This window comes from Haloarcula sp. Atlit-120R (genome assembly GCF_003665885.1).
Lineage (GTDB): Archaea > Halobacteriota > Halobacteria > Halobacteriales > Haloarculaceae > Haloarcula > Haloarcula taiwanensis.
Genome location: NZ_QPLN01000007.1, coordinates 32,856 through 55,965 on the forward strand (window position 1 = coordinate 32,856; position 23,110 = coordinate 55,965).

Annotated in this window: 29 protein-coding genes; 12 read left to right on the plus strand and 17 right to left on the minus strand. The window is 56.9% G+C overall.

The features are described from left to right. From DVK01_RS18690 to DVK01_RS18720, 7 genes are all read right to left on the minus strand, one after another. Positions 1-831, minus strand: a complete 831-nt coding sequence (locus tag DVK01_RS18690; protein WP_121538109.1) for a hypothetical protein — start codon at positions 829-831, stop codon at positions 1-3. Continuing rightward, positions 828-2,561: a hypothetical protein gene (locus DVK01_RS18695; protein ID WP_199722377.1), complete on the minus strand. Its 1,734-nt coding sequence runs from the start codon at positions 2,559-2,561 to the stop codon at positions 828-830. Before DVK01_RS18695 ends, DVK01_RS18690 begins: the two co-directional genes overlap by 4 nt. A 28-nt stretch (positions 2,562-2,589) precedes the next feature. Beyond that, positions 2,590-3,009, minus strand: coding sequence for a hypothetical protein (locus tag DVK01_RS18700; protein WP_121538113.1), 420 nt, complete (start codon positions 3,007-3,009; stop codon positions 2,590-2,592). A gap of 6 nt (positions 3,010-3,015) precedes the next feature. Then, on the minus strand, positions 3,016-3,294 hold the full coding sequence (locus tag DVK01_RS18705; protein ID WP_121538115.1) for a hypothetical protein: 279 nt from the start codon (positions 3,292-3,294) through the stop codon (positions 3,016-3,018). A 209-nt stretch (positions 3,295-3,503) separates the two neighbouring features. After that, complete coding sequence (xseB, locus tag DVK01_RS18710) at positions 3,504-3,686, minus strand: exodeoxyribonuclease VII small subunit (protein ID WP_008364406.1); 183 nt, start codon at positions 3,684-3,686, stop codon at positions 3,504-3,506. 2 nt (positions 3,687-3,688) lie between these two features. Next, positions 3,689-4,741, minus strand: coding sequence for an exodeoxyribonuclease VII large subunit (gene xseA / locus DVK01_RS18715; RefSeq protein ID WP_121538117.1), 1,053 nt, complete (start codon positions 4,739-4,741; stop codon positions 3,689-3,691). A 75-nt stretch (positions 4,742-4,816) separates the two neighbouring features. Continuing rightward, positions 4,817-4,984, minus strand: a complete 168-nt coding sequence (locus tag DVK01_RS18720) for a DUF1931 family protein (RefSeq protein ID WP_121538119.1) — start codon at positions 4,982-4,984, stop codon at positions 4,817-4,819. A 73-nt stretch (positions 4,985-5,057) separates the two neighbouring features. Here DVK01_RS18720 and DVK01_RS18725 point away from each other — a divergent pair, with 73 nt between their 5' ends. Further along, positions 5,058-5,990 (plus strand): hypothetical protein, encoded by a 933-nt coding sequence (locus DVK01_RS18725; RefSeq protein ID WP_121538121.1) that lies wholly within the window; start codon positions 5,058-5,060, stop codon positions 5,988-5,990. A gap of 31 nt (positions 5,991-6,021) precedes the next feature. Here the strand turns inward: DVK01_RS18725 and DVK01_RS18730 are convergent, their stop codons facing one another. Next, positions 6,022-7,242: a competence protein CoiA gene (locus DVK01_RS18730; protein ID WP_121538123.1), complete on the minus strand. Its 1,221-nt coding sequence runs from the start codon at positions 7,240-7,242 to the stop codon at positions 6,022-6,024. A gap of 341 nt (positions 7,243-7,583) precedes the next feature. Here DVK01_RS18730 and DVK01_RS18735 point away from each other — a divergent pair, with 341 nt between their 5' ends. Beyond that, positions 7,584-8,453, plus strand: a complete 870-nt coding sequence (locus tag DVK01_RS18735) for a hypothetical protein (protein ID WP_121538125.1) — start codon at positions 7,584-7,586, stop codon at positions 8,451-8,453. 97 nt (positions 8,454-8,550) lie between these two features. Here DVK01_RS18735 and DVK01_RS18740 read toward each other — a convergent pair whose 3' ends face one another. The 3 genes from DVK01_RS18740 to DVK01_RS18750 all read right to left on the minus strand — a co-directional run bounded on the left by DVK01_RS18740 (position 8,551) and on the right by DVK01_RS18750 (position 11,007). Next, the gene (locus DVK01_RS18740; protein WP_121538127.1) at positions 8,551-9,438 is read right to left on the minus strand and encodes an ABC transporter permease; all 888 of its coding nucleotides are present in this window, start codon (positions 9,436-9,438) and stop codon (positions 8,551-8,553) included. After that, the gene (locus DVK01_RS18745; protein ID WP_121538270.1) at positions 9,435-10,469 is read right to left on the minus strand and encodes an ATP-binding cassette domain-containing protein; all 1,035 of its coding nucleotides are present in this window, start codon (positions 10,467-10,469) and stop codon (positions 9,435-9,437) included. Before DVK01_RS18745 ends, DVK01_RS18740 begins: the two co-directional genes overlap by 4 nt. Positions 10,470-10,590: 121 nt before the next feature. After that, positions 10,591-11,007, minus strand: coding sequence for a helix-turn-helix domain-containing protein (locus tag DVK01_RS18750; protein WP_233562808.1), 417 nt, complete (start codon positions 11,005-11,007; stop codon positions 10,591-10,593). A 129-nt stretch (positions 11,008-11,136) separates the two neighbouring features. On the opposite strand from DVK01_RS18750, the gene DVK01_RS18755 reads away from it, so the two are divergent. The 3 genes from DVK01_RS18755 (at position 11,137) to DVK01_RS18765 (ending at position 13,148) form a co-directional block, all read left to right on the plus strand. Further along, positions 11,137-11,808 carry an NAD(P)-dependent oxidoreductase gene (locus DVK01_RS18755; protein ID WP_121538131.1) on the plus strand — a complete coding sequence of 224 codons (672 nt, stop codon included), beginning with the start codon at positions 11,137-11,139 and terminating at the stop codon, positions 11,806-11,808. Next, on the plus strand, positions 11,805-12,701 hold the full coding sequence (locus DVK01_RS18760; protein WP_121538133.1) for an SDR family oxidoreductase: 897 nt from the start codon (positions 11,805-11,807) through the stop codon (positions 12,699-12,701). Before DVK01_RS18755 ends, DVK01_RS18760 begins: the two co-directional genes overlap by 4 nt. Before the next feature lie 72 nt (positions 12,702-12,773). Then, positions 12,774-13,148, plus strand: a complete 375-nt coding sequence (locus DVK01_RS18765; protein ID WP_121538135.1) for a DUF6069 family protein — start codon at positions 12,774-12,776, stop codon at positions 13,146-13,148. 79 nt (positions 13,149-13,227) lie between these two features. Here DVK01_RS18765 and DVK01_RS18770 read toward each other — a convergent pair whose 3' ends face one another. The 3 genes from DVK01_RS18770 to DVK01_RS18780 form a co-directional block, all read right to left on the minus strand. Continuing rightward, positions 13,228-13,641 carry a hypothetical protein gene (locus DVK01_RS18770; RefSeq protein WP_121538137.1) on the minus strand — a complete coding sequence of 138 codons (414 nt, stop codon included), beginning with the start codon at positions 13,639-13,641 and terminating at the stop codon, positions 13,228-13,230. Between the two features lie 16 nt (positions 13,642-13,657). Then, complete coding sequence (locus tag DVK01_RS18775; RefSeq protein WP_121538139.1) at positions 13,658-13,960, minus strand: ArsR family transcriptional regulator; 303 nt, start codon at positions 13,958-13,960, stop codon at positions 13,658-13,660. A 224-nt stretch (positions 13,961-14,184) separates the two neighbouring features. Continuing rightward, a complete protein-coding gene (locus tag DVK01_RS18780; RefSeq protein WP_121538141.1) occupies positions 14,185-14,706 on the minus strand; it encodes an Lrp/AsnC family transcriptional regulator in 522 nt (173 codons plus the stop codon). 204 nt (positions 14,707-14,910) lie between these two features. Here DVK01_RS18780 and DVK01_RS18785 point away from each other — a divergent pair, with 204 nt between their 5' ends. The 4 genes from DVK01_RS18785 to DVK01_RS18800 all read left to right on the plus strand — a co-directional run bounded on the left by DVK01_RS18785 (position 14,911) and on the right by DVK01_RS18800 (position 19,503). Then, complete coding sequence (locus DVK01_RS18785) at positions 14,911-15,489, plus strand: flavodoxin domain-containing protein (protein WP_121538143.1); 579 nt, start codon at positions 14,911-14,913, stop codon at positions 15,487-15,489. Between the two features lie 90 nt (positions 15,490-15,579). Further along, positions 15,580-16,449 (plus strand): hypothetical protein, encoded by an 870-nt coding sequence (locus DVK01_RS18790; RefSeq protein ID WP_121538145.1) that lies wholly within the window; start codon positions 15,580-15,582, stop codon positions 16,447-16,449. 216 nt (positions 16,450-16,665) lie between these two features. Further along, positions 16,666-18,081 (plus strand): ATP-binding protein, encoded by a 1,416-nt coding sequence (locus tag DVK01_RS18795; protein WP_121538147.1) that lies wholly within the window; start codon positions 16,666-16,668, stop codon positions 18,079-18,081. Between the two features lie 117 nt (positions 18,082-18,198). Next, positions 18,199-19,503: a response regulator gene (locus tag DVK01_RS18800; RefSeq protein ID WP_121538149.1), complete on the plus strand. Its 1,305-nt coding sequence runs from the start codon at positions 18,199-18,201 to the stop codon at positions 19,501-19,503. Positions 19,504-19,535: 32 nt separating this feature from the next. Here DVK01_RS18800 and DVK01_RS22375 read toward each other — a convergent pair whose 3' ends face one another. Beyond that, on the minus strand, positions 19,536-19,703 hold the full coding sequence (locus DVK01_RS22375) for a hypothetical protein (protein ID WP_199722378.1): 168 nt from the start codon (positions 19,701-19,703) through the stop codon (positions 19,536-19,538). 278 nt (positions 19,704-19,981) lie between these two features. Here DVK01_RS22375 and DVK01_RS18805 point away from each other — a divergent pair, with 278 nt between their 5' ends. The 3 genes from DVK01_RS18805 (at position 19,982) to DVK01_RS18815 (ending at position 21,344) form a co-directional block, all read left to right on the plus strand. Next, positions 19,982-20,503 carry an Lrp/AsnC family transcriptional regulator gene (locus DVK01_RS18805; RefSeq protein WP_121538151.1) on the plus strand — a complete coding sequence of 174 codons (522 nt, stop codon included), beginning with the start codon at positions 19,982-19,984 and terminating at the stop codon, positions 20,501-20,503. 223 nt (positions 20,504-20,726) lie between these two features. Next, a complete protein-coding gene (locus DVK01_RS18810) occupies positions 20,727-21,020 on the plus strand; it encodes an ArsR family transcriptional regulator (RefSeq protein WP_121538153.1) in 294 nt (97 codons plus the stop codon). An 87-nt stretch (positions 21,021-21,107) separates the two neighbouring features. Further along, positions 21,108-21,344 (plus strand): HalOD1 output domain-containing protein, encoded by a 237-nt coding sequence (locus DVK01_RS18815; RefSeq protein ID WP_199722379.1) that lies wholly within the window; start codon positions 21,108-21,110, stop codon positions 21,342-21,344. Between the two features lie 71 nt (positions 21,345-21,415). Here the strand turns inward: DVK01_RS18815 and DVK01_RS18820 are convergent, their stop codons facing one another. Both DVK01_RS18820 and DVK01_RS18825 read right to left on the minus strand, forming a co-directional pair. Further along, on the minus strand, positions 21,416-22,654 hold the full coding sequence (locus DVK01_RS18820) for a phage integrase SAM-like domain-containing protein (RefSeq protein WP_121538157.1): 1,239 nt from the start codon (positions 22,652-22,654) through the stop codon (positions 21,416-21,418). Beyond that, positions 22,651-23,109 carry a hypothetical protein gene (locus DVK01_RS18825; protein WP_121538159.1) on the minus strand — a complete coding sequence of 153 codons (459 nt, stop codon included), beginning with the start codon at positions 23,107-23,109 and terminating at the stop codon, positions 22,651-22,653. Before DVK01_RS18825 ends, DVK01_RS18820 begins: the two co-directional genes overlap by 4 nt. Position 23,110: the final 1 nt, after the last annotated feature.

The window sequence follows — 23,110 nt, forward strand, 5'->3', positions numbered from 1 at the left end:
TTAGGCCTCTGTGATTGAAACCTCGCAGTCACTCATCTCCGTGGATCCGGAGTACTCTACATCGAATGATTTCGATACCTGGTCGCCGCCAACCTGGGTTCGGACTGTGACGGTGAACTGGCCGCTGTTCCCATCCGGGGAGCATCCCATTCCCTCCTCAGATTCAGAACCAAACGGGAACGAACTACTGAACAGGTCGGTAGTTTCTCCCGGCGAGATCACCACCTGCTCGGTTTCATACATCCCGCTACCTCGGGGATCTTCGACAGGGTTTGGAACATCACCGGAGAAAATCAGCTCAACAATCGCTTCTGGTCCGCTTCCGGTGTTTTCGACGGTGACGTACGCTTCCCCGTTCTTTAGCCGATCCGTCTCGGTGTCTCCGTAGACTTCGTCCCACGGCTTCTCAGGGTTATTCCGATAAAGACCGACCTCTTGAATTCCAATTTCCGGCTGTATCAGTGAGGAAGTCTCAGCTAGCGTTTCTTCACCGCTGAGGGCCACGACAGTATACTCTCCAGGCTCGTAGGAAGTCCCGATCTCGAAGGAGACCTGCTGTGACCCAGCAGCGGTTTCTCGCTGACCGAACAGTTCCCCATTCGGCTGGACGAGATTGATCTGGTCGACTTCCTCCTCTGAGGAGTATTCAACGACGAGTTCTGTCCCCTCTATAGTGACTTCCTGGATGACTCCTCCTTCATCAGACAGCGTTGAGTTCCCGCCACCCGGGGAATCGCCGTTGTTGAGGCATCCGGCCACGCTCGCGAGAGCGGCGCCGGCGACTGTTCGGAGGGCGGTCCGTCTACTGAGGTGGGGATTGTCCTGAGTCATGGGTTTTGTCCGAAGATGTCTTCTGGGCCGAGCATCCGCAGGAGGCGCTTGCCAGCGTAGAACATCACGAAGAACGGCAGGAGCTGCCAGCCGACCTCGAACACCAGCGCAAACCAGCCGTCGATCGTCCCGAGTGGATGCCAGCGGGCCGTCGCGGTATCACTCACGTACGCCGGGTCGTGCCCGAGCCACGAGCCAGGGTGGTACCGAGCCGTGTAGATGCCCGGTTCGTCGATGGTTACAATCGCCACACCGGAGGCGTTGGTCTCGACGCGCTGATCCGCGACCGTGATGTACCCGTTTCGGGTGGTGCCGCCGATTGGATACTGACGGCTATCGTCGAGCCCGATTGGTGCGCCGGTCTGGTTATCCCGGAGTTCAACCCTGAGCGTGGCTTGCGACTGATTCTGCTGGATAACTTCGACAGTGAGATTGCTGCGGCGGAGCTGCCGCTCGGAGCCGGCGTCCGGCTCGACGATTGACGCATTCACGCCCCGGACGATTCCCGCTACGTGCAGCGCCTCTCGATCGACGTTCTCAGCTCGAACGGCGACGCCGTACGTCGTCGTGTACGACTGGTTGACGATGTCGATATTGATGTTCTCACCGATGGTGCCGACTGGTGACGGGCGGTCAGTCCCCCAGGTCTCGATGAGTTCCGGTCCGTCTCGAACCGGCTCGGCACGCGGCCCGATCCGTGAGGGATAGGCGTGGACGTACACCGGAATCGCGTCTGACTCGACGGTGGCGCTATCCGTGCGATTCGACCGGACGAGCGTGTCCCAGTTGGTGTTCCGAGCGGTGTAGAACCGCCAGATGCCACGGACCCGTGCCGCACCGTCCTCCGTGAGCGTGTACCCCTGCCACGGCCGCGACTGGAAGATGGCCACGCCGGCATCGCCGTTCGGATACTCGGCGTAGTAGGGGTACGCCGAGAGGTCGTAGATCTCGACGGCGATCGAATCGGAGACGTTCCGTGTTTCCCTCCGATAGGTGACGTCGACGTCCGTCCGGTCACCCAGGTCGGTCCTGACGGTCTTCTTCAGCCGGACGCTAATCTCCGCTTCCAGCGTGAGATTCGCACTCCAGTCATCCTCGATCTGGTAGTCGAGGGCAGGCGTATGGGCTCCGTCACGCTCGGCGATGGTCTCGCCGTCCTTCTTCAACCGGACTTCTTCGATCTCGTGCTCCGTGAGCGACCACGAGATAGTCGTGTTGCCGGAGGAACTCCCGTTGGGGACGCGAACGCGGTAATCAACGAACCCGCGCATCGTCCCATTCGGCGCGATGTAGAGTGGGGTTTCACCGGACTCGAGGTAGCCACGAGTAGAGGGCTGGACCGCGAAGATCGTCGCGTGAGCATCTTCGATGAAGACGCCCTCCTCGAGGTCCGCGTGCGGTGGATGTACGGACGTATCTGGGCCGCCGGCGTCGAGGTCTTCGAAGTCGTTCCGCGTCCACGTCGCCGCAGTCGCCGGCGGCCGTTTGAACGTAATGTCCGTCCCGTTGGCGACCTGATGGACGGCGGAGCGGTCCTCGCCGTACCGCTGGCGGTACTCCGCTTGCGTGATGTAGTTGTCCGCATCACGTGACCACAGTGTCGCCGACTCGTTTTCCGTGAGCCCGTTCCCCTCCGTACCTGGTCGCGGCGGGTCAGCGGCGACGATACCTGTGACTAGGCTCGTCGCGAGCAAGCCGGCCATGAGCACGGAGAGCTCTCGATGGTTCATAGGGCTCGCAACGGGGGTTGCGGAGTGCTTACCAGGGGACGAGGTCGACGCACTGCGCCAGCGGGAGGCCCATCATCGACCCGGCGACGGTGTACAGCGGGCCGAGGACGACGAGGACGACCGCGGACTTCATCGCCGACCGTTTGTGGCGCTTGAGGCCCTTCTTCTGCTCGGGATTGAGGGTGAACATCTCGATGAGGGAGTCAGCCTGCCAGACGATGGCGAGGCCGACGATCCCCAGCGCGGTGGTCAGCTGGAAGAACCCCTCAATCATGCCTGGGAGGTTGTCTGCGCTACAGACGGCGTTACTCTGGGCGGCGACCGGCTGGACAGCGAACAGGCCCAGGAGGACGACGGTGAGCGCTGCCTGCCGAGGGATCTTCCCCGTCAGCGGTGACTGGTGTTCGACACGACGCTCAGGGTCGGAGAGAGTCTGATCCTGTGACATAGCGAGTTAGTCGTCAGTGGCGTCTCCAGCCGTTGGCTGGGTCTGCTGCTCTTCGACGAGCGACTGGAGGTCGTCGAATCGATTGGTGTCTTCTGCGATCTCTTCGAGCGTGTAGCCCTGCTCGCGGGCCCGTTCGAGGAGGTCGCGGAGTTCATCTGGGTCAACACCGCGGACTTCCATTTCCTCGCGGAGGGCGCGGCGATAGAGGGCGGAGGCGTTGATGTGGTCGTTCCACATCAAGTACAGGTCATCGATGTCCTCGATGGTGACTGACCTCGTAATCATACATGCGGGTATGGGTATGCACCGGCCGAGTCCCGGTACATATTGACGCGGTAGCTGGATGATACCTAAATGCTTTCTGGCCAGCAACAACTGCAAATTTGTTGAGTAAATTATAACCAAATTACTTGTTGCCCTCGTAGAAAAAAGACTTAACCAACACATGCCGAGTGTGGGGGGAGTCTGTTGGTTAAGGCTGATAATCAGCTCGCTTACTCGAGCTCCACAACTTCGCCGCTTCCCTCGTCGAGGATCTCTCGAACTTCGGCCAAGAGTTCCTTCCCTTCCTCGTGGAGGGCTGTACCTTCATCGAGGTCACATTCGTCCGCGTCGAGCTGTTCAATGATCTCCTCGACGCGACTCAGTCGATCGTGGATTTCGGAGTCATTTGCCACGGTTAGATCACCCCCAGCCAAAGCCCGGTGATGACCAGCAACAGCAACAGCAGCACAGCGATCGCGACCTTGTAGTAAATCGGTGGGAGGCCCTCGGGTGCGGTCGCTTCATCGACTGCCTCGGCGAGTTCCTGTTCGTGTTCGTGCTCCTGCTGGAAGGTCTCGTATGCGGCATCGAGCTGTTGCTCCAGCGGCTCAATCTCGCTCGCAAGGAACTCTTGGCGGGAGTTCACGATATACTCGCCGGCGGCGGTTGGCGTGATCGTCGCGACGTCCGCCACCTGATCCGCGATGAGTCGGTCATCAGTGTGTCCAATCGCGGTGACCACCGGGGTATTGGCGGTGAAGATCGCCTCCGCGACCCGCTCGGTGTTGAAGGCTTGGAGGTTCGAATCACTCCCACCGCCGCGGCCGACGATGATGGCGTCAACGTCCTCCGAGCGGTCGAGATGGTGAATGCCGTTCGCGATGGACGTCGGCGCGTTCGACCCCTGGACGGTTGCGTCTTTCACCAAGATGTCAACGGTGGGGTCCTGTCCGTGGATCGCGTTCTGGATGTCGTATCGGGCGTCTCCTCGAAGGGACGTGACGACGCCGACCCGCTCCGGGAACGCCGGCGGTTGCTGTTTCTGCTCGTCGTCGAACCAGCCACGCTCTTCGAGTTCGCTTCGCAGTCGCTCGACGGCAGCCGCCTGGTCGCCGTCGCCGACGACGATCACCTCCCACGGTTTGAGGTCGATCTTCCCACCTTCGACCCAGTAGTCGATATCGCCCTCGAGGATGACTTCGGTCCCGTCCTCGAGGTCGGCGTCCATCTCCCGGTAACGGTTCGCCCAGATCATACAGGGGAGTTCGGCGTCGCCGTCGGTCAGCGTGAAGTAAAGCGCCGTACTGTTCTTGTGGAGGTTAGTGACCTCCCCGATACAGCGGACGCCGTTGAGGGCAGGCGTGTCCTGGACGACTGACGCGATCCGGTCGTTCAGCTGGGACACGCTAAGGACCTCTCTCGCATCGGGTTCGACCGCCTGCCGTTCGGTATCCGGTGCGTCCGCCATCTCCGTTTCCTAACTTCTGAACAGGAACCTCAAAAAGCTACGTTCGAGTGCTGGGGTTGGCTGCGTTACGCAGGCCTACAGGTCGCGCGGCTGGACCGTCTTCCGGTCGTTGGCCTCGGCACGCTCTGCGGCGTCCTCGAGCAGTTCGGCGACCTCTTCGTTGAGGGCGTCGTAGAAATCTGCCGAGACGTTGTGGTCCGAAAGTGCGTCCTTCACGGCTGCTTTGACGATGAGGTCAGACATTGCGTAATAGGATTCACCAGCTACTATATAAACGGTCATTCTTTGTGTCGACCACACATCTTGGAGACCTAGTATGGAAGAACTCGATTTGGAGAACCCTATGGCAGACTTATGGCGTCGCAATTTCGCATTTGGTTACTGGGATAACCGAATCAAGAAACTCAACCCCTACAATCGCTACGACGGGATGGACTCGCTCTATATTCTAGCTCAGTTATCCGATCTATATGCCCACCTGTTCGCGGTGAATGCTCGGAATCCAGAGCAGCCCTGGATGATGGTGAAAGAGGATACCTATACACGGGATATCGCCAGTGTCCTTGATGAGCTTACAGTCGAAATTGATGACGGCGAGATGGTTTCAGTTAGCCGCTTAGCGGAGGAGCCGGAGGATCTAATTGAGTTTGAGCAGGTCATCGATGAAATAGTTGCAACAGACCGGGAGATGATCGCACGAGAGTTCTTGGGGTGTTCTGCAGTCTACTACGAGGAAACAAATGAATTAGACTTCGTTGAAGATCCCGACCTACATATCGCAGCTGCGAATGCCGCCCTCAATTTTTGGCGAGGATTCCGACCGCTACTGAATGATTTGAAGCACGGGTTTCGCGTTCTACCAGTCACGATCAAGGATATCGAGTGGCTTTGGGAAGAGGGGCTTTTCGGACAGCTGGATACCGAGGTTGAAGACCTAATAGACGACATGGAAGCTGTACAGCAGGACCGATGGGGCTTCTTTTTCCTTAGACTCCAAACGGAGTCGCTGGGGAACCGACATTACGACGCTGAGTTGAACCTCTACCATGTGAACGGTGAGGTGTGCAAGCAGATGTCGAAGGTGATTTTGAATCTTATCTACAACCTGATTATGGGACGAGAAGGCGGACAAACTATAGCAGAACCGATGTCAGAGGCAATAGAGCAGTCCAGTTCTACAGATGTCTACTCAATTCAGACCTTAGAGCATCTAATTACGATGAGTCTCCAGGTAGAGGAGCCTACGTGAGTTCTATTTTGGAGTTCTCGATATCCCGCCTCTATGGATCTATCTGAAAGCAGTCCGGGCAATAGTCCCAGTCCGCCTGTTCGTGGTGAGAGCGGTTGTTACACTTTCGCGGATTTCCGTTTAGGTGGTCCAATCCCCAATCCGGGTTTGGAGCTTTTCCGAACAGAATTGCCGCCTCCGTCTCCCCATGCCCGGTATGGTTCGTGAGAAGGTGAACAGGGCAGTGCTGGCATTCCCAGAGCGCGACGGCGACGCGATCATCGTACCTTCGTTTGATGACCTCCTTTCTCGTCCATTCGTGAATGCCGTGTGGTCCGCGACACGGTGCGACATCAGTACGGTTTGCTAATGCTCCCTCAACCGACCGTTCACGACCAAACGAGTCGCCGTTCTTCCAGTCGTCAAAATCGTTCGCAACATCTGGATAGGGGATAACAGCGTCACGAAGAACTTCGATGTCGACCTCTGGTGCGAGCACCCCCTCGTAGTCGTACACGAACCTGGTTAGTTCGTGATCGTACCGCCGGCGTGATCCGCACCACCAGCAGTATTCGTATTCGTACCCGTCCGGATGCGCATATCCTAGGACTTGGCTCCAATTGTGGCTCCCGTATTCTTCGACGAAATGGCAGCCTCGAGATTTTTCCTCCCAGTCGAGATTCGCTTCGACACGAGTGTCGAACTCCCACGGGTCGTACTCACGGATGCTGAAAGCACGACCGTCGTCGGCTCGGAACGCGTCGTCGACGACCTGATAGTCCAGCTGCTCGTCACCAAAATCCCCAGACTCTAACCACGCGACTGAGTACCCCGCTGAAAGGTAATCGTGGGTGGTTCCTTCGATATCCTTGCTGTGGTGCTTGTGTTGAACCTCGATGATAAGGCCGCCTCCGAAGAAGGGGTTTTCCTCATCGAACTCAACGAGGGCGTCGGCCCGTCGGGTCTCGGGAGTTGTTGGCGTCCCTGTCGCGTCGATTGTGATTTCAGCCCCGACGCGTGCTGCATTCGGATAATGGTCAGCAAGCGTAGCGACTGCCAATGCCGTACAGCGAGCGTGGGTATCTGATTCCCCCTGGCCCGCCTTTGAACAGGACTCAGCTGCGTCGTCGGCAGCGTGAAAGAAGTGGCGGGCACGGTGGTCCCCGTCGCGAGGATAAAGGATACTTCGGCACTCAGGACATTCGACGGGTTGCTGGTCATTGACCTGTATGGGGGTGACAATCTTCCCGTCGTCGAGCGCTCTGAACGGCACGGTCAACTGAAACAAAATACGTGGTCTGCTTGAACGTTCCGCTGTTCCAGAGTTTCAGAAGACGAAGAGGAGACTGTATTAATTACTAGTCGGTAGTGTCAGAACAGGTCACGTTCTAATCGGAGGGGAGACAGCCTGAATCAGCTGAATCTGACTCTTAGGGTCTTCTATTTCACACAACAAGTGTGAATCCCGTGTCCTGATATGAACTGACTACCGAGCGCAGAACTCGTCTTGGGTAAATCCCAAGGTTAGTAATCTCGAATTGTATGTTATTGTTGAAATATGTCCCTACCGTTTCACTGCCAAATCGTTATGACTGACCCACAGATACGGACGTTATGGATCAGCCATCGGACGTAAACAACCAACGACCGAAAATCCCGATTGGGATTCCGAGTTTCGACAATCGCCTCAAAGGCGGCATCCGCCCCGGAACGTCAATATTGGCCATCGGTCCTACTGGAGCTGGTTACCATGAGTTTCTTCGGTCCGCGGCGGTTATGCACGGGAACTGGCAGGCAGAATCGGGCTTGTTCGAGATTACATACGACGAGGTACCCGAAGCGGTCCGACAGCCTTCAGAGGTGCGGTATATCACAGTCAACGATTCGGAGAATACGCTTCGCCGGCATATACACGATCTCGCGGACGATGAGTTCGCTTATCCCGCACTCGAACACATCAACGTACTCAGCCTTGCCGAGGAAATGGCTAATCTCGGACCGATTAAACCCGGAACAGGCGGCGGGTTCGAGTATAGACCGAGGTCAGACCAATCCACTGAGTATTACGAACAGGTATTCCGCCGATTCGATGATCTCATCGAAGCTAAACCAGGAGAGATGATCTTCATCGATTCCCTGACTGACTTTGTTCCATTAATATGGAAGTTCTTTGAACCGGGTGATCTATATTTCATCGCGCAAACACTCTGTTATATGGTAGCTAAATCAGACAGTATTCTAATCGCTGCCGGCGATACCAATCTCATTAACCAGCAACGGCAAGGTTTGCTTGAACGGTCTTTCGAAGGTGTTCTTGACTTCGGATGGTTTGGCGAGGGATTACAACAACGGCGAACGCTTACCGTCTCAAAATTCCCGGAGTTCTGGCGTGAAACCGATACTAAAGGACGCGTCAATTTCGATTTGGAGATTGATCGAGATAGGTTTGGGATTTCTGAAATTGAGAAGATTCCCCCCAAATAGATGAGATATTTTGAAGATGTTACTATGATTCTGTAACGTTTCGAACTGGTTGGATAGGTAGCTGGGACGGTTCTGTTAAGCACAAAAAAGCACTCCGTCACTTAACGTCAGAACTCGTCGCGCGGGTGAGCAGGAAGACCGCGACAGCACCGAGTACCAGATCGAGGACAGCGAGAACCACAATTGCCGGAATCAGTGTGTTCCAGATGCCGCTGAATTGCGTGACCTCGACGACCGTCATCACGTCCTGGTCGAGCATCAGCGCCCGGGCAGCGTCGACGCCATAGGTGACGGGGTTGAATCGAGCGAACGTCTGAATCCACTCTGGGAGGGCGTCTAGCGGTAGGAACGCCGACGATAGGAACAACAGCGGAAACTGGAGGAGGTTCGCCGCGATGATCGTCGACTCTTGGTCTTTCGTGATGACGGCAGCGGTGTTCGACAGCGCGATAAACCACAGCGAGAACAGCAGGCCGACGAGCATGATACCGACCGCGCCGACGAGCCCGGTGGCGATCTCCGCGCCGAGCAAGACCCCGAGGCCGAGAATGATCCCGACCTGTACCACGATCCGGAGTACTTCTGCGGCTGTCTTCCCGACGAACACCGCCGTCCGGTTCATCGGCGTCGCCAGAATCTTCTCGAACATTCCCTCCTCGATGTCGTTCACGAGGCCGATGCCAGAGGTGATGGCCGCCGCCAGCGACACCTGGATCGCGATTGCCGGAACCAGATACGTCTCGTAACTGATGCCGGCGCCGCCACCGCGATTGATCGCCCCGCCAGCGATCTGCCCGAACACCTCGGTGAACAACAGCAGGAAGATGATCGGTTGGACGAGCGAGACGACCAACACGAATGGATTGCGGACGGCTTTCAGATTCCAGCGTTTGAAATTCGTCCACACGTCACCGACGAAGGAGTTGCTCGCCCGATGCACGTCGGCGTCGGCTCCCGGCGTGGGATCCGTCGACGGCGTACTCATCGCTCGACCCCTGCGGCAGTTGCTGCCTCGTCATCCATCTCGTCGCCGGTGATAGCGAGGAAGACGTCGTCCAGGGTTGGCGCACGAATGTTGAACCCGGTCACTGTCAATCCTTCATCTCGCAGGGCAACGAGCAGGTCCGTGCCACGCTCGCGAGCGTTCTCGGAGGTGACGCTGATGCCGTCTTCGGTCACCTCGACTGTCGCTTCCGAGTCGAAGATGTCGGTCTCCCGAACGACGTCAGCGGCACGGTCGCTCGCGTCCTCACCGTCTTCCAGATCAACGTCGAGGATTTCGCCACCGACACGTCGTTTCAGATCGGCCGGCGGCCCGGTCGCGACGATCTCCCCGTCGAGGATGACTGAGAGACGATCACAGAGCTGGTCGGCCTCCTCGAGGTACTGCGTCGTGAGGAAGATGGTCGTTCCCTGATCGTTGATTCGTTGGAAGTACTCCCAGAGGCGGTTGCGGGCTTTCGGATCGAGGCCGGTCGTGGGCTCGTCGAGAAAGACCAGTGGTGGCTGGTGAACGAGTGCCATCGCCGCGTCGAGGCGCTTTTTCATGCCTCCAGAGAACTCTTCGGCCTGCTTGTCGCCAACGTCGGCGAGGTCAACGAGATCAAGTAGTTCGTCGATACGGTCACCACGTGCCGACCGCGGGACGCCATAGGCCTCACACGCGAATCGAATATTCTCTCTGGCAGTGAGTTCGGAGTCAACGCTCGTCTCCTGAGCCATGTAGCCGACTGACTCGCGAACGGCTCGCGGGTCTGTCCGAACGTCGAACCCGTTGACAGTAATCTCACCACCAGTGGGCGACAGGAGTGTAACCAACGTTTTGATCGTAGTCGTCTTTCCAGCCCCGTTTGGGCCGAGGAAGCCGAAGAATTCTCCCTCGGGAATCTGGATGCCGACACCGTTGACGGCTCGGGTTCCATCACTGTAGGTCAACTGGACATTCTGTGCGTCAATCGCGTAGCGAGGCGTCTCGGTACCATCGCCACCTGGATTCGTGTTGTCGTGTGTATTCATCGTGGACTCAGTTGCTGCTTCAATTGGCCCGCCAGTTCCGCTGCTGGCAGAGATCTGTGTCACGGCTGCAATCGGATTAGACTATGAATTTCGTAGTCAAATACTTGCGAGTCCGAAGTTGCTAATTCACTTCAAAAGTTGAAGTCTTGTCCGCGTCGGTTGGTTCGAGTGCAAAATCGGCAGCCCATCGATGAAAGTGGCCGAACGCGGGAAACAGTGCTTCAGCCTTCTCCGTCGGCTCATACTCCACGCGAGGTGGGATTTCGTCGTAGGACTCTCGAACGAGCAACCCTGTTGCGACAAGTTCCTTCAATCGCTCCGAGAGGGTGTTCGGTGAGATACCCAGCTCGGTTTCGAGGTCGGAGAATCTGAGCGGTCCCTCAGAAAACGCGAATTCACGGAGAATCGCCATCATGTGCGCTTTTCCTAAGAGGTCAAGCAACTCCGAGACGGTCTGTTCGACCCGTTCGCGCTCGGCCGGCGACATCGATTTCCGCCGGTCACGAGCGGCTTCACGTCCCTGGGGCACATCGTCCATACAGTTCAATATGAGCTCCAGCGCCAAGAACATTCGAGTGTGATTTCGGCAACACAGGGATGTGTGGCGGCCATTACTACGAAACTCCGAAGTCACAAGTATATGACTCCGCCTGTCGTAGTAGGGGGTATGAAAATCGCGGTGTTTGGGGCTACCGGACGAACCGGAGTTCCCCTCGTCGAACAGGCACTCGAACGCGGCCACGACGTCGTCGCGTTCGCCCGCAACGCGAATGATATCCCCGCGTCGTTTCGCAGCCACGACGCACTCGTCATCGTAGAGGGCGATGCCTACACCGGTGCTGGCGTCGCTGACGCCGTCGCCGCCGGAATCGATAGTGACGAAGCCAGCGCGGTCGATGCGGTCATCTGCGTCCTCGGCCAAACCTCATCGGGCCCCGACGACCTCCTAACCGAAGCTGGACGGCACATTCTCGATGCGATGGACGAATCCGGTGTCGAACGCATCGTGACACTGGTTGGGGCTGGCGTTCGGGAAGACGGCGAGTCGGTGAGTCTCGGCGGGAAGGTGATGGGCTCACTGCTGAAAGTGATGGCTGGCGGCGTCCTCGAGGACGCCAAATCGCATGCGGAGATGCTTCGGGTGAGCAACGCCCAATGGACGATCGTCCGTGGCCCACGACTCACAGAGGGTGAACACACGGGGCAGTTCCGCCACGGAACGGAACTCCAGTTGGGGCTACGCGATAGTGCCGCCCGGGCCAACGTCGCCCAGTTCATCCTCGACTGCATAGAAGACGACCTGTACGTCGAACAACTACCGAAGATCACAGACCAATGAAACGCATCCTCGTTACCGGAGCCACTGGCACCGTGGGGAGTCACGTCGTTAGCCAACTCACCCAGAAAGACGTCGCCGTCCGAGCGGGCGTCCGTAATCCCGAGCGGGCCAACGAGCAGTTCGTGAGTGATGTCGAATGTGTTGCGTTCGATTTCCACAAACCAGAGACGTGGGGCGCTGCGTTCGCGGATGTCGATGCGATGTTTCTCATCCGACCGCCATCAGTGAGTCGCGTGAAGCGCCATCTCACGCCGGCCGTCGACGCTGCGGCTCGGGTCGGTGTCGACCATGTCGTCTACCTCTCGGTACTCGGAGCCGAAAAGAATCCGCTCTTACCCCATCACCGAATCGAAGATGCGCTCCGTGAGACCGACGTGACCTACACGTTCCTACGAGCGTCGTTTTTCATGCAGAATCTATCCGAGGTCCATCGAGAAGACATCGTTGACCGTGATGAGATATTCGTTCCCGCAGGTGACGGAACCACGAGTTTCGTCGATGCTCGGGATATCGCCGCCGTCGCAGTGGCAGCTCTCACCGAACCGGGCCACGAGAATCGCGCATACGACGTGACTGGGCCGGAAGCACTAACGTACGACGACGTAGCCGAAATTTTCTCCGAAGTCTTGGATCGGGAAATCGAATACACCCAACCCGGCCCAATCGAATTCGCCACGACGATGTACCGCCGCAACTCACCGCTTCCGTTCGTCATCGTGATGCTGGGCATCTATACGACCGCCCGACTTGGGCTGGCAGGCCGAGTGACTGACGACGTTGCAGACGTGCTTGGACGCCCGCCCCGGACAATGCGAGCGTTCGTCAAAGATCACGCAGAGGTGTTCCAGCAGGAAGCCAGCCACGCAGATGAACGACAGGAAGTCGATCAATAACCACTGACGGATCAGAGACCGAATACGCCAACACGACACAAAATTATGCAAACGAAAACCCAGCACTCACCGATGGATCACCGAACGCTTGCAACCCGTGGTGGAATCGCGCTCGCGCTCTCGCTCGTCGTGAACGGGCTCATCGTCGGGATCGTCATAGCCACAGATGCAGTCCAGTCGTTCCAACCGCTCGCATTCCCGCCCGTCCTGTTTCTCTCTGCGGTCGGGGCAGTCGGCGCTACCATCGTATATGGCCTCCTCCAGTGGCGATCAGCACGCCCGAATCGACTTTTCGCGGTGATTACTGGGGTTGTGTTGCTCCTGTCGTTCGTTCCGGACGTGGCGTTTCTCCCGGGGCGTCCGGGAGCCACAACCGCAGGGATTCTCGTGCTGATGGTGATGCACGTGACTGTCGCGGGGATCTGCTACGCGATACTCACCCGGTAGCCCCATAAGTACGAGTCGTTCAGGGCCTATGAAGGAGCGACAAACGCGGCATCAGTTCGGTCTCAGGGTAGCACAGCGATTAGGCGTCTTCATGGCCGATATGGGTTCCTTCGGCCTGCAGGAGGGCAGGAAGCTCATTCGCTAACTGAGATTGTAGCTGTGACTCGATACGGGCGAGGGCTGGGCCCGCCTCGACGAGATCGTCTACTTGGTGGTACTCGACAAGATCAGCTGCACGTAACGCAGGGAGATGGTCATGATACAGCGACATGTAGATCCGGAGCCGGTCTCTGTCGTCGAGATCGGACGATTCTGGGTGCTCCCAGAGCGTGAGTTGGTCAGCTATCTCTGGCAGTGTCAGTGATGTTGGAGAGAGATGGAGACAATAGAGCAGATGTCGTCGCCGGTGAATCGCAAAGACCGCGTCAACATCTTCACTCAACGAGGACTCTGCCATATCAGTAGTCGAAAGTTCTTCGTCGTCTGTTGACATATTTGCATCTGGCTTCTCACACTGGTTGGTTCTTGGCGTGCTCGACCATACACTCGAGAAGTGGGCGAAGCTCCTCGAATCGTGGCCCCTTGGTGACTTCGTGAGTGTCTCGGTCCCACTGGATGAAGCCATAATCGTCGAGTTTTGGGAGATGTGTGTGATACATCTCGATTCCCCGACGGTGGTTGGCTTTCAGTTCCCCAGCATCGTCACCCGCAGAGAGTTCAACAGCCACTTCCTGCGGGTTCTCGTCAAGCAGGTCGACGAGGAGCGTTCGGCGATGTTCGTTCGCCAGCGCATCGAAGGTAGTGTCGTTCATAGTGTCTCTAGCGGATTCCACCATGAAGGTCAACAACTCCCCCGGTGGTTACATCCTCACTAAAAGACTCGACCTGAAGGACGGATAACGTTGTTGTGTATAGTAGTTTATGTATTGGGAAAATCCGCACTGCTTAGAGAGTATACTGTGCTATCCGAAACTATGGTGTGTGGGAACCCATATTCCCTCCTCTCAAATTGTGTATAGTGTAATTATATCAGATATTATTCAGAATTTGGCTGCTCATCCTCAAAATGGTCGTCGCGCGCTTCCATGTCTTCGGTTCCCTGCAGGAAGAAGTGGTTGAATGGCTGGACGTGGCGGCGGCGCATCATCTCCGACGACTCGATCTCGACACCAATGTCGTGGATCGCATCAGTGATCCTGGTGATATCGCTCGTGCTCGTCCCGACAACATCAATATGGATGTTGCGCCGCCCCGTGAGCATCTCACGAACATCGACCACACCCTGGATTGCCCTGATATCCTCCGAGTACTGCTTGAGTTCGGTGGGAGGTGCGGAGATAACGAACGTCACTTGCAACGGCAAATTGGCTTCCTCGTAATTGATCTCTGGATGATAGCCTTTGATGATACCATCGGCTTCGAGCTGGTCGATGCGGTTCCGAACGGTGCTGGCCGAAACGCCAGCCGTATCGCCGATTTCCTGTGCTGTCGTGTTACGAGCATCTCTCTGGAGCAGGTAGAGGATGCTTCGGTCAATGTCGTCCAAGTCGCGTCCCATATAGCAGAGTAGCCACCAGAAGGACTAACAAATTTCCCCACTGAACCGATGCCAAGTACATCGGGTCCGGTCTCCAACTGGAAAGACGCTCCTCAAGACAGCTGACTCCGTCTAGCAGAAGGAAATAGCGGATATTCTAGCTGAAATTTCTAGTATCCTTACAACTGTTTATTAACGGGTGAGTCCTACACACGAGACTGTACGATGGCTTCGATTCTCATCGGATACGGAACTGGCGAAGGACAGACAGCGAAAATCGTGAATCGAGCCAGTGGGTGCCTCGTCGACCGCGGTCACGAGACTACCGTGAAGAATCTCGATGAACTGCCACCAGACTTCACAATTGAGGAATTCGATGCCGTTTGTATCGGTGCGTCGATTCATATGGGACAGCATCAACCAGCAGTGAATGAGTTTGTTCAGACCCATCGTAACGACTTGGAGCAACGACCAACGGCGTTCTTCCAAGTCTCTTTGTCGAGTGCCTCAACTGATCCATCCAGCCGAGCTGAAGCTGTAGGATACGTTGACTCGTTCCTCGAAGAAACCGGGTGGCACCCCGACCGGATTGGACTGTTTGGTGGTGCACTCCGCTATTCGAAGTACGGTTTTCTCAAGCGCTTAATGATGAAACAGATCGCGAAGGAAGCGACCGGCGACACCGACGCATCCCAAGATTACGAGTATACCAACTGGCAAGAAGTCGAAGCCTTCGCCGCTGACTTCGGAACCTTCCTCGAAGGACGTCTCGGTCTCACAAGGTCTGTCGAAAACGACGAATGAGTGAACGGAGACAAAGCGGATATGAAGACTTCGACACTCTCCGTGGGTAACAACTACAAGATCTTCAGTTGAACTACCGCTGACAAAATAATGCCACAATCAGAAGAAGCGGTTCCTCGATCGTATCGTCTCGCATCAATTGCGACGCTGATATTGACGGTCATCGCAACACTCGTTGGGCTGTTCGTGCCCGAATTCTACCGCGACGCCCCACCGTTGCTTCCACAGGTCTACGGACAGGACGTCACAACGCTTGTCGTAGCTGTCCCCGCGTTTGCGATTGCTTTGTACTACGCTTCTCGTGGGTCATTGCGGGGATATACCGTCTGGCTAGGAGTGGCAGGGTATTTACTCTACACCTATGCCTCCTACGCGTTTATGACGGCCTTCAACGAACTGTACCTGGTGTATGTTGTGTTGCTCTGGTTAACACTGGTCATCTTTGTTGGCGGGATGGTTCGGTTAGATGCTGGCGCACTGAAACAGGCAGTCGGTGAACAGTCGGTCCGACCGTACATCGCATTTCACGTGCTACTTGGAGTCCTAATCACGTTCCTATGGGGAGCCGAGATTCTCCCGGCGACACTGGCTGGGACGACACCACCGAGCATCGCCGAAGCGGGGCTACCCACGTCAGTCATCTACTCACTCGACCTGGGCATTCTTGTGCCAGCGTTCTTCCTGACAGCGTACTGGCTCCGAGAGGGGCAGCCGTGGGGGTATGCGTTCACAGCTGTGCTGCTCGTGAAGGTTGCAACGCTAGGCGGGGCAGTGCTTTCGATGGCTGTCTTCATGATTCGGGGCGGGGAGCCAGTTCCCTTTCCACAGATCATCATTTTCGGGTTCTTGACTCTCACAAGCGTCTTTCTCATGAGTCGTTTTCTCTTGTCAATCCAACCAGAACCAAGAGAAACACCAGTACAGATGGCCACAAGCACCGAAAGTCAAGGTGGAACGTGAAACCCGTTTAATTCGCTCACTCTGAATGCGCCTCCGTACTGGACATCCGGTAGTTTTTATCATCAGATAGTCGGTGTTTAATTTTGACATGCAACGAACCCCATACGGTTCTAAATCAGCTGTTGTGGAGCCCATAGTAACTATACTCATAGAAATGAGAATCAAATGTGGGTTTATTTAGTATCTCGACAATAGAGTGACTGATAGTGACCGGCAGTGGTAGCAAAGATACACGTTGCTCTCATCGACCCGGACGAAACAATTCGCGAAGCCGTCTCAACAGCATTAGAACGACGAGATGACTCACTCGCTACCACTACATTCACTAACTCAGAGACGCTCGTCAATCGAGTCGGGAACGGTGAGTCGATCGACTGTATCGTCAGTAGTCAGAACCTCTCGCAGATCTCCGGGCTGGAGCTGCTTCGCGCCATTCGAGACGACCATCCCGAGCTTCCATTTATTCTGTTCACAGATCAGGAATCCGCATCAGCTGCAAAGCGAGCCTTTGCGGAGGACGTCTCCGACTTCTGTACCTCACGGGGCACAACGGGGGAGTACGATGTACTGGCACATCGGATTCAGAATGCTGTCCGAGAACATCGCCTCAAACGAGAGATCGAGCAGACTCGGGAACGGTACGAGTTGGCGGTTCGGGCGGCCTCAGACATCATCTGGGAGCGAGATGCCGAGACGAACGACATCAGGCTCTCGGAAGGGATCGAGGACACGTTCGGCCATCCGGCCAACCAAGAGTACGGGTTCGACTGGTGGCAAGAACAGACTCATCCCGACGATGAGGAGCGACTCAAAAGGCGGCTCCACCAGGCATTTGAGGCACAACAAGAACGACTCTGCCAAGAATACCGATTCCAGCGAGCTGACGGATCGTACGCCTACGTCGAGGATACGTGCCACATCATCTATGACACCGATGGAACGCCCGCCCGGATGATTGGTGCTATCCGCGATATCACCGAACAGAAAGAATACGAACAGCAACTCGAACGGCAAAACGAGCGGCTCAACGAGTTCGCGAGCGTCGTCTCACACGATATCCGAAACCCACTGAGTGTCGCAGCCGGTAACCTCGAACTGGCAGCAGACGAATGTGATAGCGAGTTTCTCGACAACGCTGCGACTGCGCTCACTCGAATCGAGTATTTGACAGGCGACCTCTTGACACTCGCTCGGTCCGGGAAGGCCGTTGGCGAGACGACACCCGTTGAATTACAGACGATTGCCAAGAGCGCATGGGGGAACGTCGAAACGGCAACAGCGACTCTCGACCTCGGCACTGATGACACCATCGTCGAGGCCGACCGGGATCGACTGGAAGAAGCCTTCGAGAACCTCTTTCGGAACGCCATCGAACACGGCGGTGAAGACATCACTGTCCGAGTTGGAGCGCTCGAAAACGGGTTCTACGTTGAAGATACAGGCGATGGTATCCCCGACGATGCTCGTGACCAGGTGTTCGATCACGGCTACTCGACGGGCGAGGGAGGTACCGGGTTCGGCCTCTCGATCGTCCGGAGTATCATCGAGGGACACGGCTGGTCGATTACTGTAGCGGACGCGTCCGCTGGCGGCGCCCGCTTCGAAATCACTGATGTTCAGCTCTCCTCGTAGAATCCCGATTCGGGGCGTCATCCTAAATTGTCGCCCGTCTATCCAAACGAGTAGCTGATGCCGGATGTGGATATGGTTATAGTCCGTGCTTCCAAATGCTATACCAGAACTTTTAGCATGAGTACTGGGGATCCGATTTCAGTCCTTCACGTCGACGATGAACCGAGTATTTCGGAGCTAACCGCGGAAATGCTCGAGCGTGAAGACGATCGATTCAGTGTGGAAACGACTACCAGCGCCGCCGACGGCCTTGAGCGAGTTGCGACGGGGGACATCGACTGCATTATTTCGGACTACCAGATGCCCGGGAAGGATGGCATCGAATTTCTCGAAACCATCCGTCAAGACTACCCCGATTTGCCGTTCATTCTCTTCACCGGAAAAGGGAGCGAAGCGGTCGCTAGCGATGCGATTGCGGCGGGCGTCACGGACTATCTCCAGAAACAACCCGGCTCGGAACAGTACGAACTGCTCGCCAACCGGATTCAGAATGGAGTTGAACAGTATCGCGCAACTCAACGTGCGACCAACCTAGATCGAATCCGAACGCTCGTCAACACCGTCAACCAGGCGTTGGTTCGCGCATCGAGTCGTTCGGAGATCGAAACCCGTGTCTGTGAAAGCATCACCGAGGCCGAACCGTATGTATTCGCTTGGATTGGTGAGTACGACTCGGAGACACAGACAATTGAGGCACGAACGGGAGCAGGTGTCGAACAGGGGTATCTGGAGGGGATTGACATCACAGCCGATGAGAGCGCAACGGGGCAGGGCCCAACCGGACGAGCGGTTCGAACTCGCGAGATGGTGGTGATGCAGAATATTATCGAGAGCGACGAGTACGAACCGTGGCGGGATGCCGCGCTCGAACGAGGATATCGCTCCAGCGCAGCAGTTCCCCTCGTCTACGACGACACACTCTACGGGATACTGAATGTCTATGCAGATCGCGTCGATGCCTTCGACGAACGGGAACGCGAGTTACTCACTGAACTGGGCGACGATATCACTCACGCACTGCGCCACCAGGAAGTGAGACGCGACCTCCGCCGCGAGCGTGATCGCTTCCAGTATCTCGTCGATGGGATCGAACACTACGCGATATTTATGATGGACGCAGACGGGGAGGTAGCGACCTGGAACAGTGGCGCCGAGCGGATCAAGGGATACAGGAGCGATGAGATTCACGGGGAACACTACAGTATATTCTTCCCTGACGACGCAGTTGCAGACGGAAGACCACAGGAGTTGCTTACTCGCGCTAAGATAGAGGGCGCAGTCGAGGGAGAGGGCTGGCGCGTTCGTAAGGACGGAAACCAGTTTCTTGCGGATTTCACCCTCACGGCGATTTTCGATGACGCGGGCGAACTTCGTGGGTTTGCGAAGGTGACTCGTGACCGGACTGACGAACACGAAAACTGAACAACAGCGAAGAAACGGTCAGAGAGAGGTGGCTACTGTTGTCGTTGATCCCAAGCACGGCCAAGCGCTGCTCCAAGAGCAATGCCGACTGCGATACCGACCGCCAAGTTCTCTAGCGCGCTGCCGATTCCAGCACCGAGAGCGAGACCGAGTCCGATCCCGGCCGCGGTTCCCCTTTCGACAGTCGATGAGTGTACCATCCCAGAATCAAGTGGGGCCGGACTTATATCGGTATCGAGGTCATGCTGACAATCCTGGTCCATAGCCGGTGTACGCGGGCGAATACAACCTCCTGAGTTGGCATCACTTCAAAATCCTAGAAACGAGACACTCAAGCGCCAGTCCAATTAGTCAGTTGATTCTTTGAATGGCGAGAAAGGGACTCACTGGAGAGACAAACACCCAGTGTGCTGCGAGCGGACGATAACCACGCTCGCAGCGGAGAAACTTTTCAGTGGCTTCACCCCGTACGCTCCCTATGGGACGCGAATTGGACGATATAGACCGCAGTATCCTGTACTTGCTCCAGCGGAACGCCCGTGGGACAACCGCAGAAGAGATGGCTGACAAGGTTGGTGTGTCAGCCAGTACGATTCGCAATCGAATCGACCGACTCGAAGACGACGGCATCATCAAAGGCTACCATCCAGAGATCGACTACGAGGAAGCCAATCTGCCGTTGCAAGTGACGTTCGTTATTTCGGCGAAACCCACCAGACTCCCCGAGTTCTCCGAGCAAATCCGACAGATTCAGGGCGTGATAGATGTCCGCGAGATGCTCACAGGCCGGCGCAATATCCATGTCGACGTGGTTGGAACCAGCACCGCCGACATCACCAGGATCACCGATGCCATTCACGAGCTTGGAGTTGAGATCGAGAGTTCGGAGATGATGCGCCGGCGCCACGTCCAACCATTCAACCACTTCTTCCTGCAGGGTGCCGAAGACATGGACGCGCGCGCAGCCGACTCGGACGACGAAGTGTCACCAAGCGAGTGAGAACCTCCAGATTTGGGATTTCATAGATTTGGGGCATCAAATCTCGGAAAACCACATCAGCTAATCTGGAAACCACATCTTTTCCCGTCGAATTTTGTGGAACTCCGATTCAATTGATTATCCTATACAACAGCGTTATCCGTGTCACAGGTCGACTAGTACAAGAGGAAGTGACCGCCGAAGGAAGCGGCCGTCCTTATCGGGGCACACCTTCGGAGGAACAATGAACGACACTATGTTTAACGCGCTCGGGAACGAACACCGCCGAGAGCTGTTACTCGACCTTCTTGAAAGCAACCCACAGACCGTCGCGGCGCAGATACCAGCAGGGGGAGAAACAGCACAAGTGGACGCCGACCGGGAATTGCAGATCGCGATGTACCATACGCACCTGCCCAAACTCGAAGATCAGGGGTTCGTTCGGTGGGATAAAGACACAGGCGAAGTCGTCAAAGGACCACAGTTCGAGGAGATTCGTCCACTGCTTGAATGTGTGACCGAGCTCACCAAACGGTGAGTGCGAATAGGTAATCGTCCGTGTGAGCGATAGTGGTATGCAGGTGTAGGCCTAACCCTGTTCATGAGTTCGGGGCCCTCCTATTCAGTGGATAAATCGCTCAGCCGTGCTGTTATCGAGGCTGTTGCCGCGGAGAAGGGTGTTCAGCCCACGGAGCTTCCTGAGCCGTTGTACAATGCCCTCGATGCTGACGCGCTCGACGCGCTGTTCGGAGATAGAGATGGCGCCAGCGGGAAGGTGATATTCAGCTACTGTGGCTACTCGGTAACCGCGACTGCAAACGGCCACGTGTCTGTCGAAGCAGAGGCGACCTCTCACGGATAGCGATACTGGTAGTGGCCAGCCTGTTCAGGACCCACCCTTGAATATGGTCACAATCTACGAGTGAGAGAGATCTAGTGCGAAATGCTGTCGATTTCCGCAAGAGCTTCCGTGGCCACGTCGCCTAACTCACCCGCCTCTATATGTGAGTACCGCTCTCGAACCATTTCCTCCGAGTTGTCGAGATATCGAGCTGCGACCGTGTAGCCGAATGCTCTGACGAGGACCTCTCCCATGCCTCGTCGACCGCCGTGAGGAGCGAGGTAGTCGTGTTTCGGGTGGGCGATGTCGACCTCCCCCTCCTTGGAGAGTCGTTGGAGAATCGACCGTGCACCATCGGTCGTGATCGAGGGGGGTCGGATGTCCTCCTCAAGCGCCAATAAAAGGTCGCGGGCGAACTCATCACGCCGCTCTTCGATGACGTCCGGTTGTAGCCCTCGGTCAGCAAGCACCTCTCGTGCGTGCGTCGCGAGTGTCCGCTGATCGAACGTCGGAAACACCGGCCAGCGCTCCGTCGGCGGGTCCATCAGCTGGCGGAAACTCCGTAGCGGCGAAATCACCGGGTCAGGCAGACTGGCGGCGTCCCACTGCTGTTTCTTCCGGTAGACGTCCATACTCCCGTCGTCGAGCGAAAGGTCCTCCCAGCGGACGCCGCGCCGGCGCGGGTCGTTCGGATCCCGGAGTAGTTCCCCGACCCGAACGGCGGTGTACGCGAGGACGAACACCAGCGCCCGGTCACGAGCCGCCTTCAGCGCCGCGTAGCGTGCTCGTTGCTTGTCGAGAGGGTCAGTATCCTCCGGGAGTGTCGTGTACGCCTCGACGGCGTCGCGGGCCTGTTCGTCGACGTGGCGGGTGAAGGCGTGGCGCTGTTCGGACGTCCAGGCCTGCTGGTCGCCGGGCTTGCGGCCGTCGTCCTCCGGCAGCGGCGCCATCGCACTGGCCCGCTGCGCGTAATGCGCCTCGAGATATCCCTCGTTGACGCACCAGCCACACCACGCAGAGATATAGCGGTAATAGGTTTGTACCGTGTTCTGCTTGAGTCCCCGATCTCCACCGAGATGCCGGGCGTACTTCCGGAACACGCGTTCGTCGAGCTCGTCGAAGGTCGGCTCCCGGTCGACGTCGTCGGGGACGATCCCGGTCCAGTCGTCGTCGCCGCGGTCGCCGGCGGCCCACTCGGCGAACCGCTCGAGTTCGCGGGCTGCGTTGCGTCGGTAGTTCCCGCCGTCGCCACCGCGGCCTTTCCCCTTGTCCTGGAGGTAGCGCTCGAAGGAACTCGTGAGTGACTGATCGGCGCGATCTCGGGGTGTCATGGTTCCTCGTTCGCGTACTGGTAGGTCGGACGGACATCCTCAAGGAGCTCTTCGACGATTTCCCAGAGAATCAGGGAGGGAGTCTCGTGTTCGAAGGTGATCCCCCAGCGGTCCTCCGTATTCGCGGCAGAGTACTGGAAATGCGCCCGTCCGAGATCGGGATGGTCCTCGTCCTGGTGCCAGCCGGCGTGAAAGCCCGTGTTCGGATCAGTGTAGTTGATACGGAACCAATCGTGTGGGTCCTGTCGATACCACTTGACGGTCAGTTCCGGCGAATCAGGGCCCGTTGGGGGATCAAGGCGGGCTGGATCAAAAACCGCCCGCAGCTGCTTGGCCTCGATATCATCAGGAACGTACTCAACGGCCGTGATCTGGGGGACACGGTCGAGGACGTCCCGCTTCAATTGGGCGTAGAGGTTCGCGTTCGGGTCACCACCTGGATGCGGGACCGACATC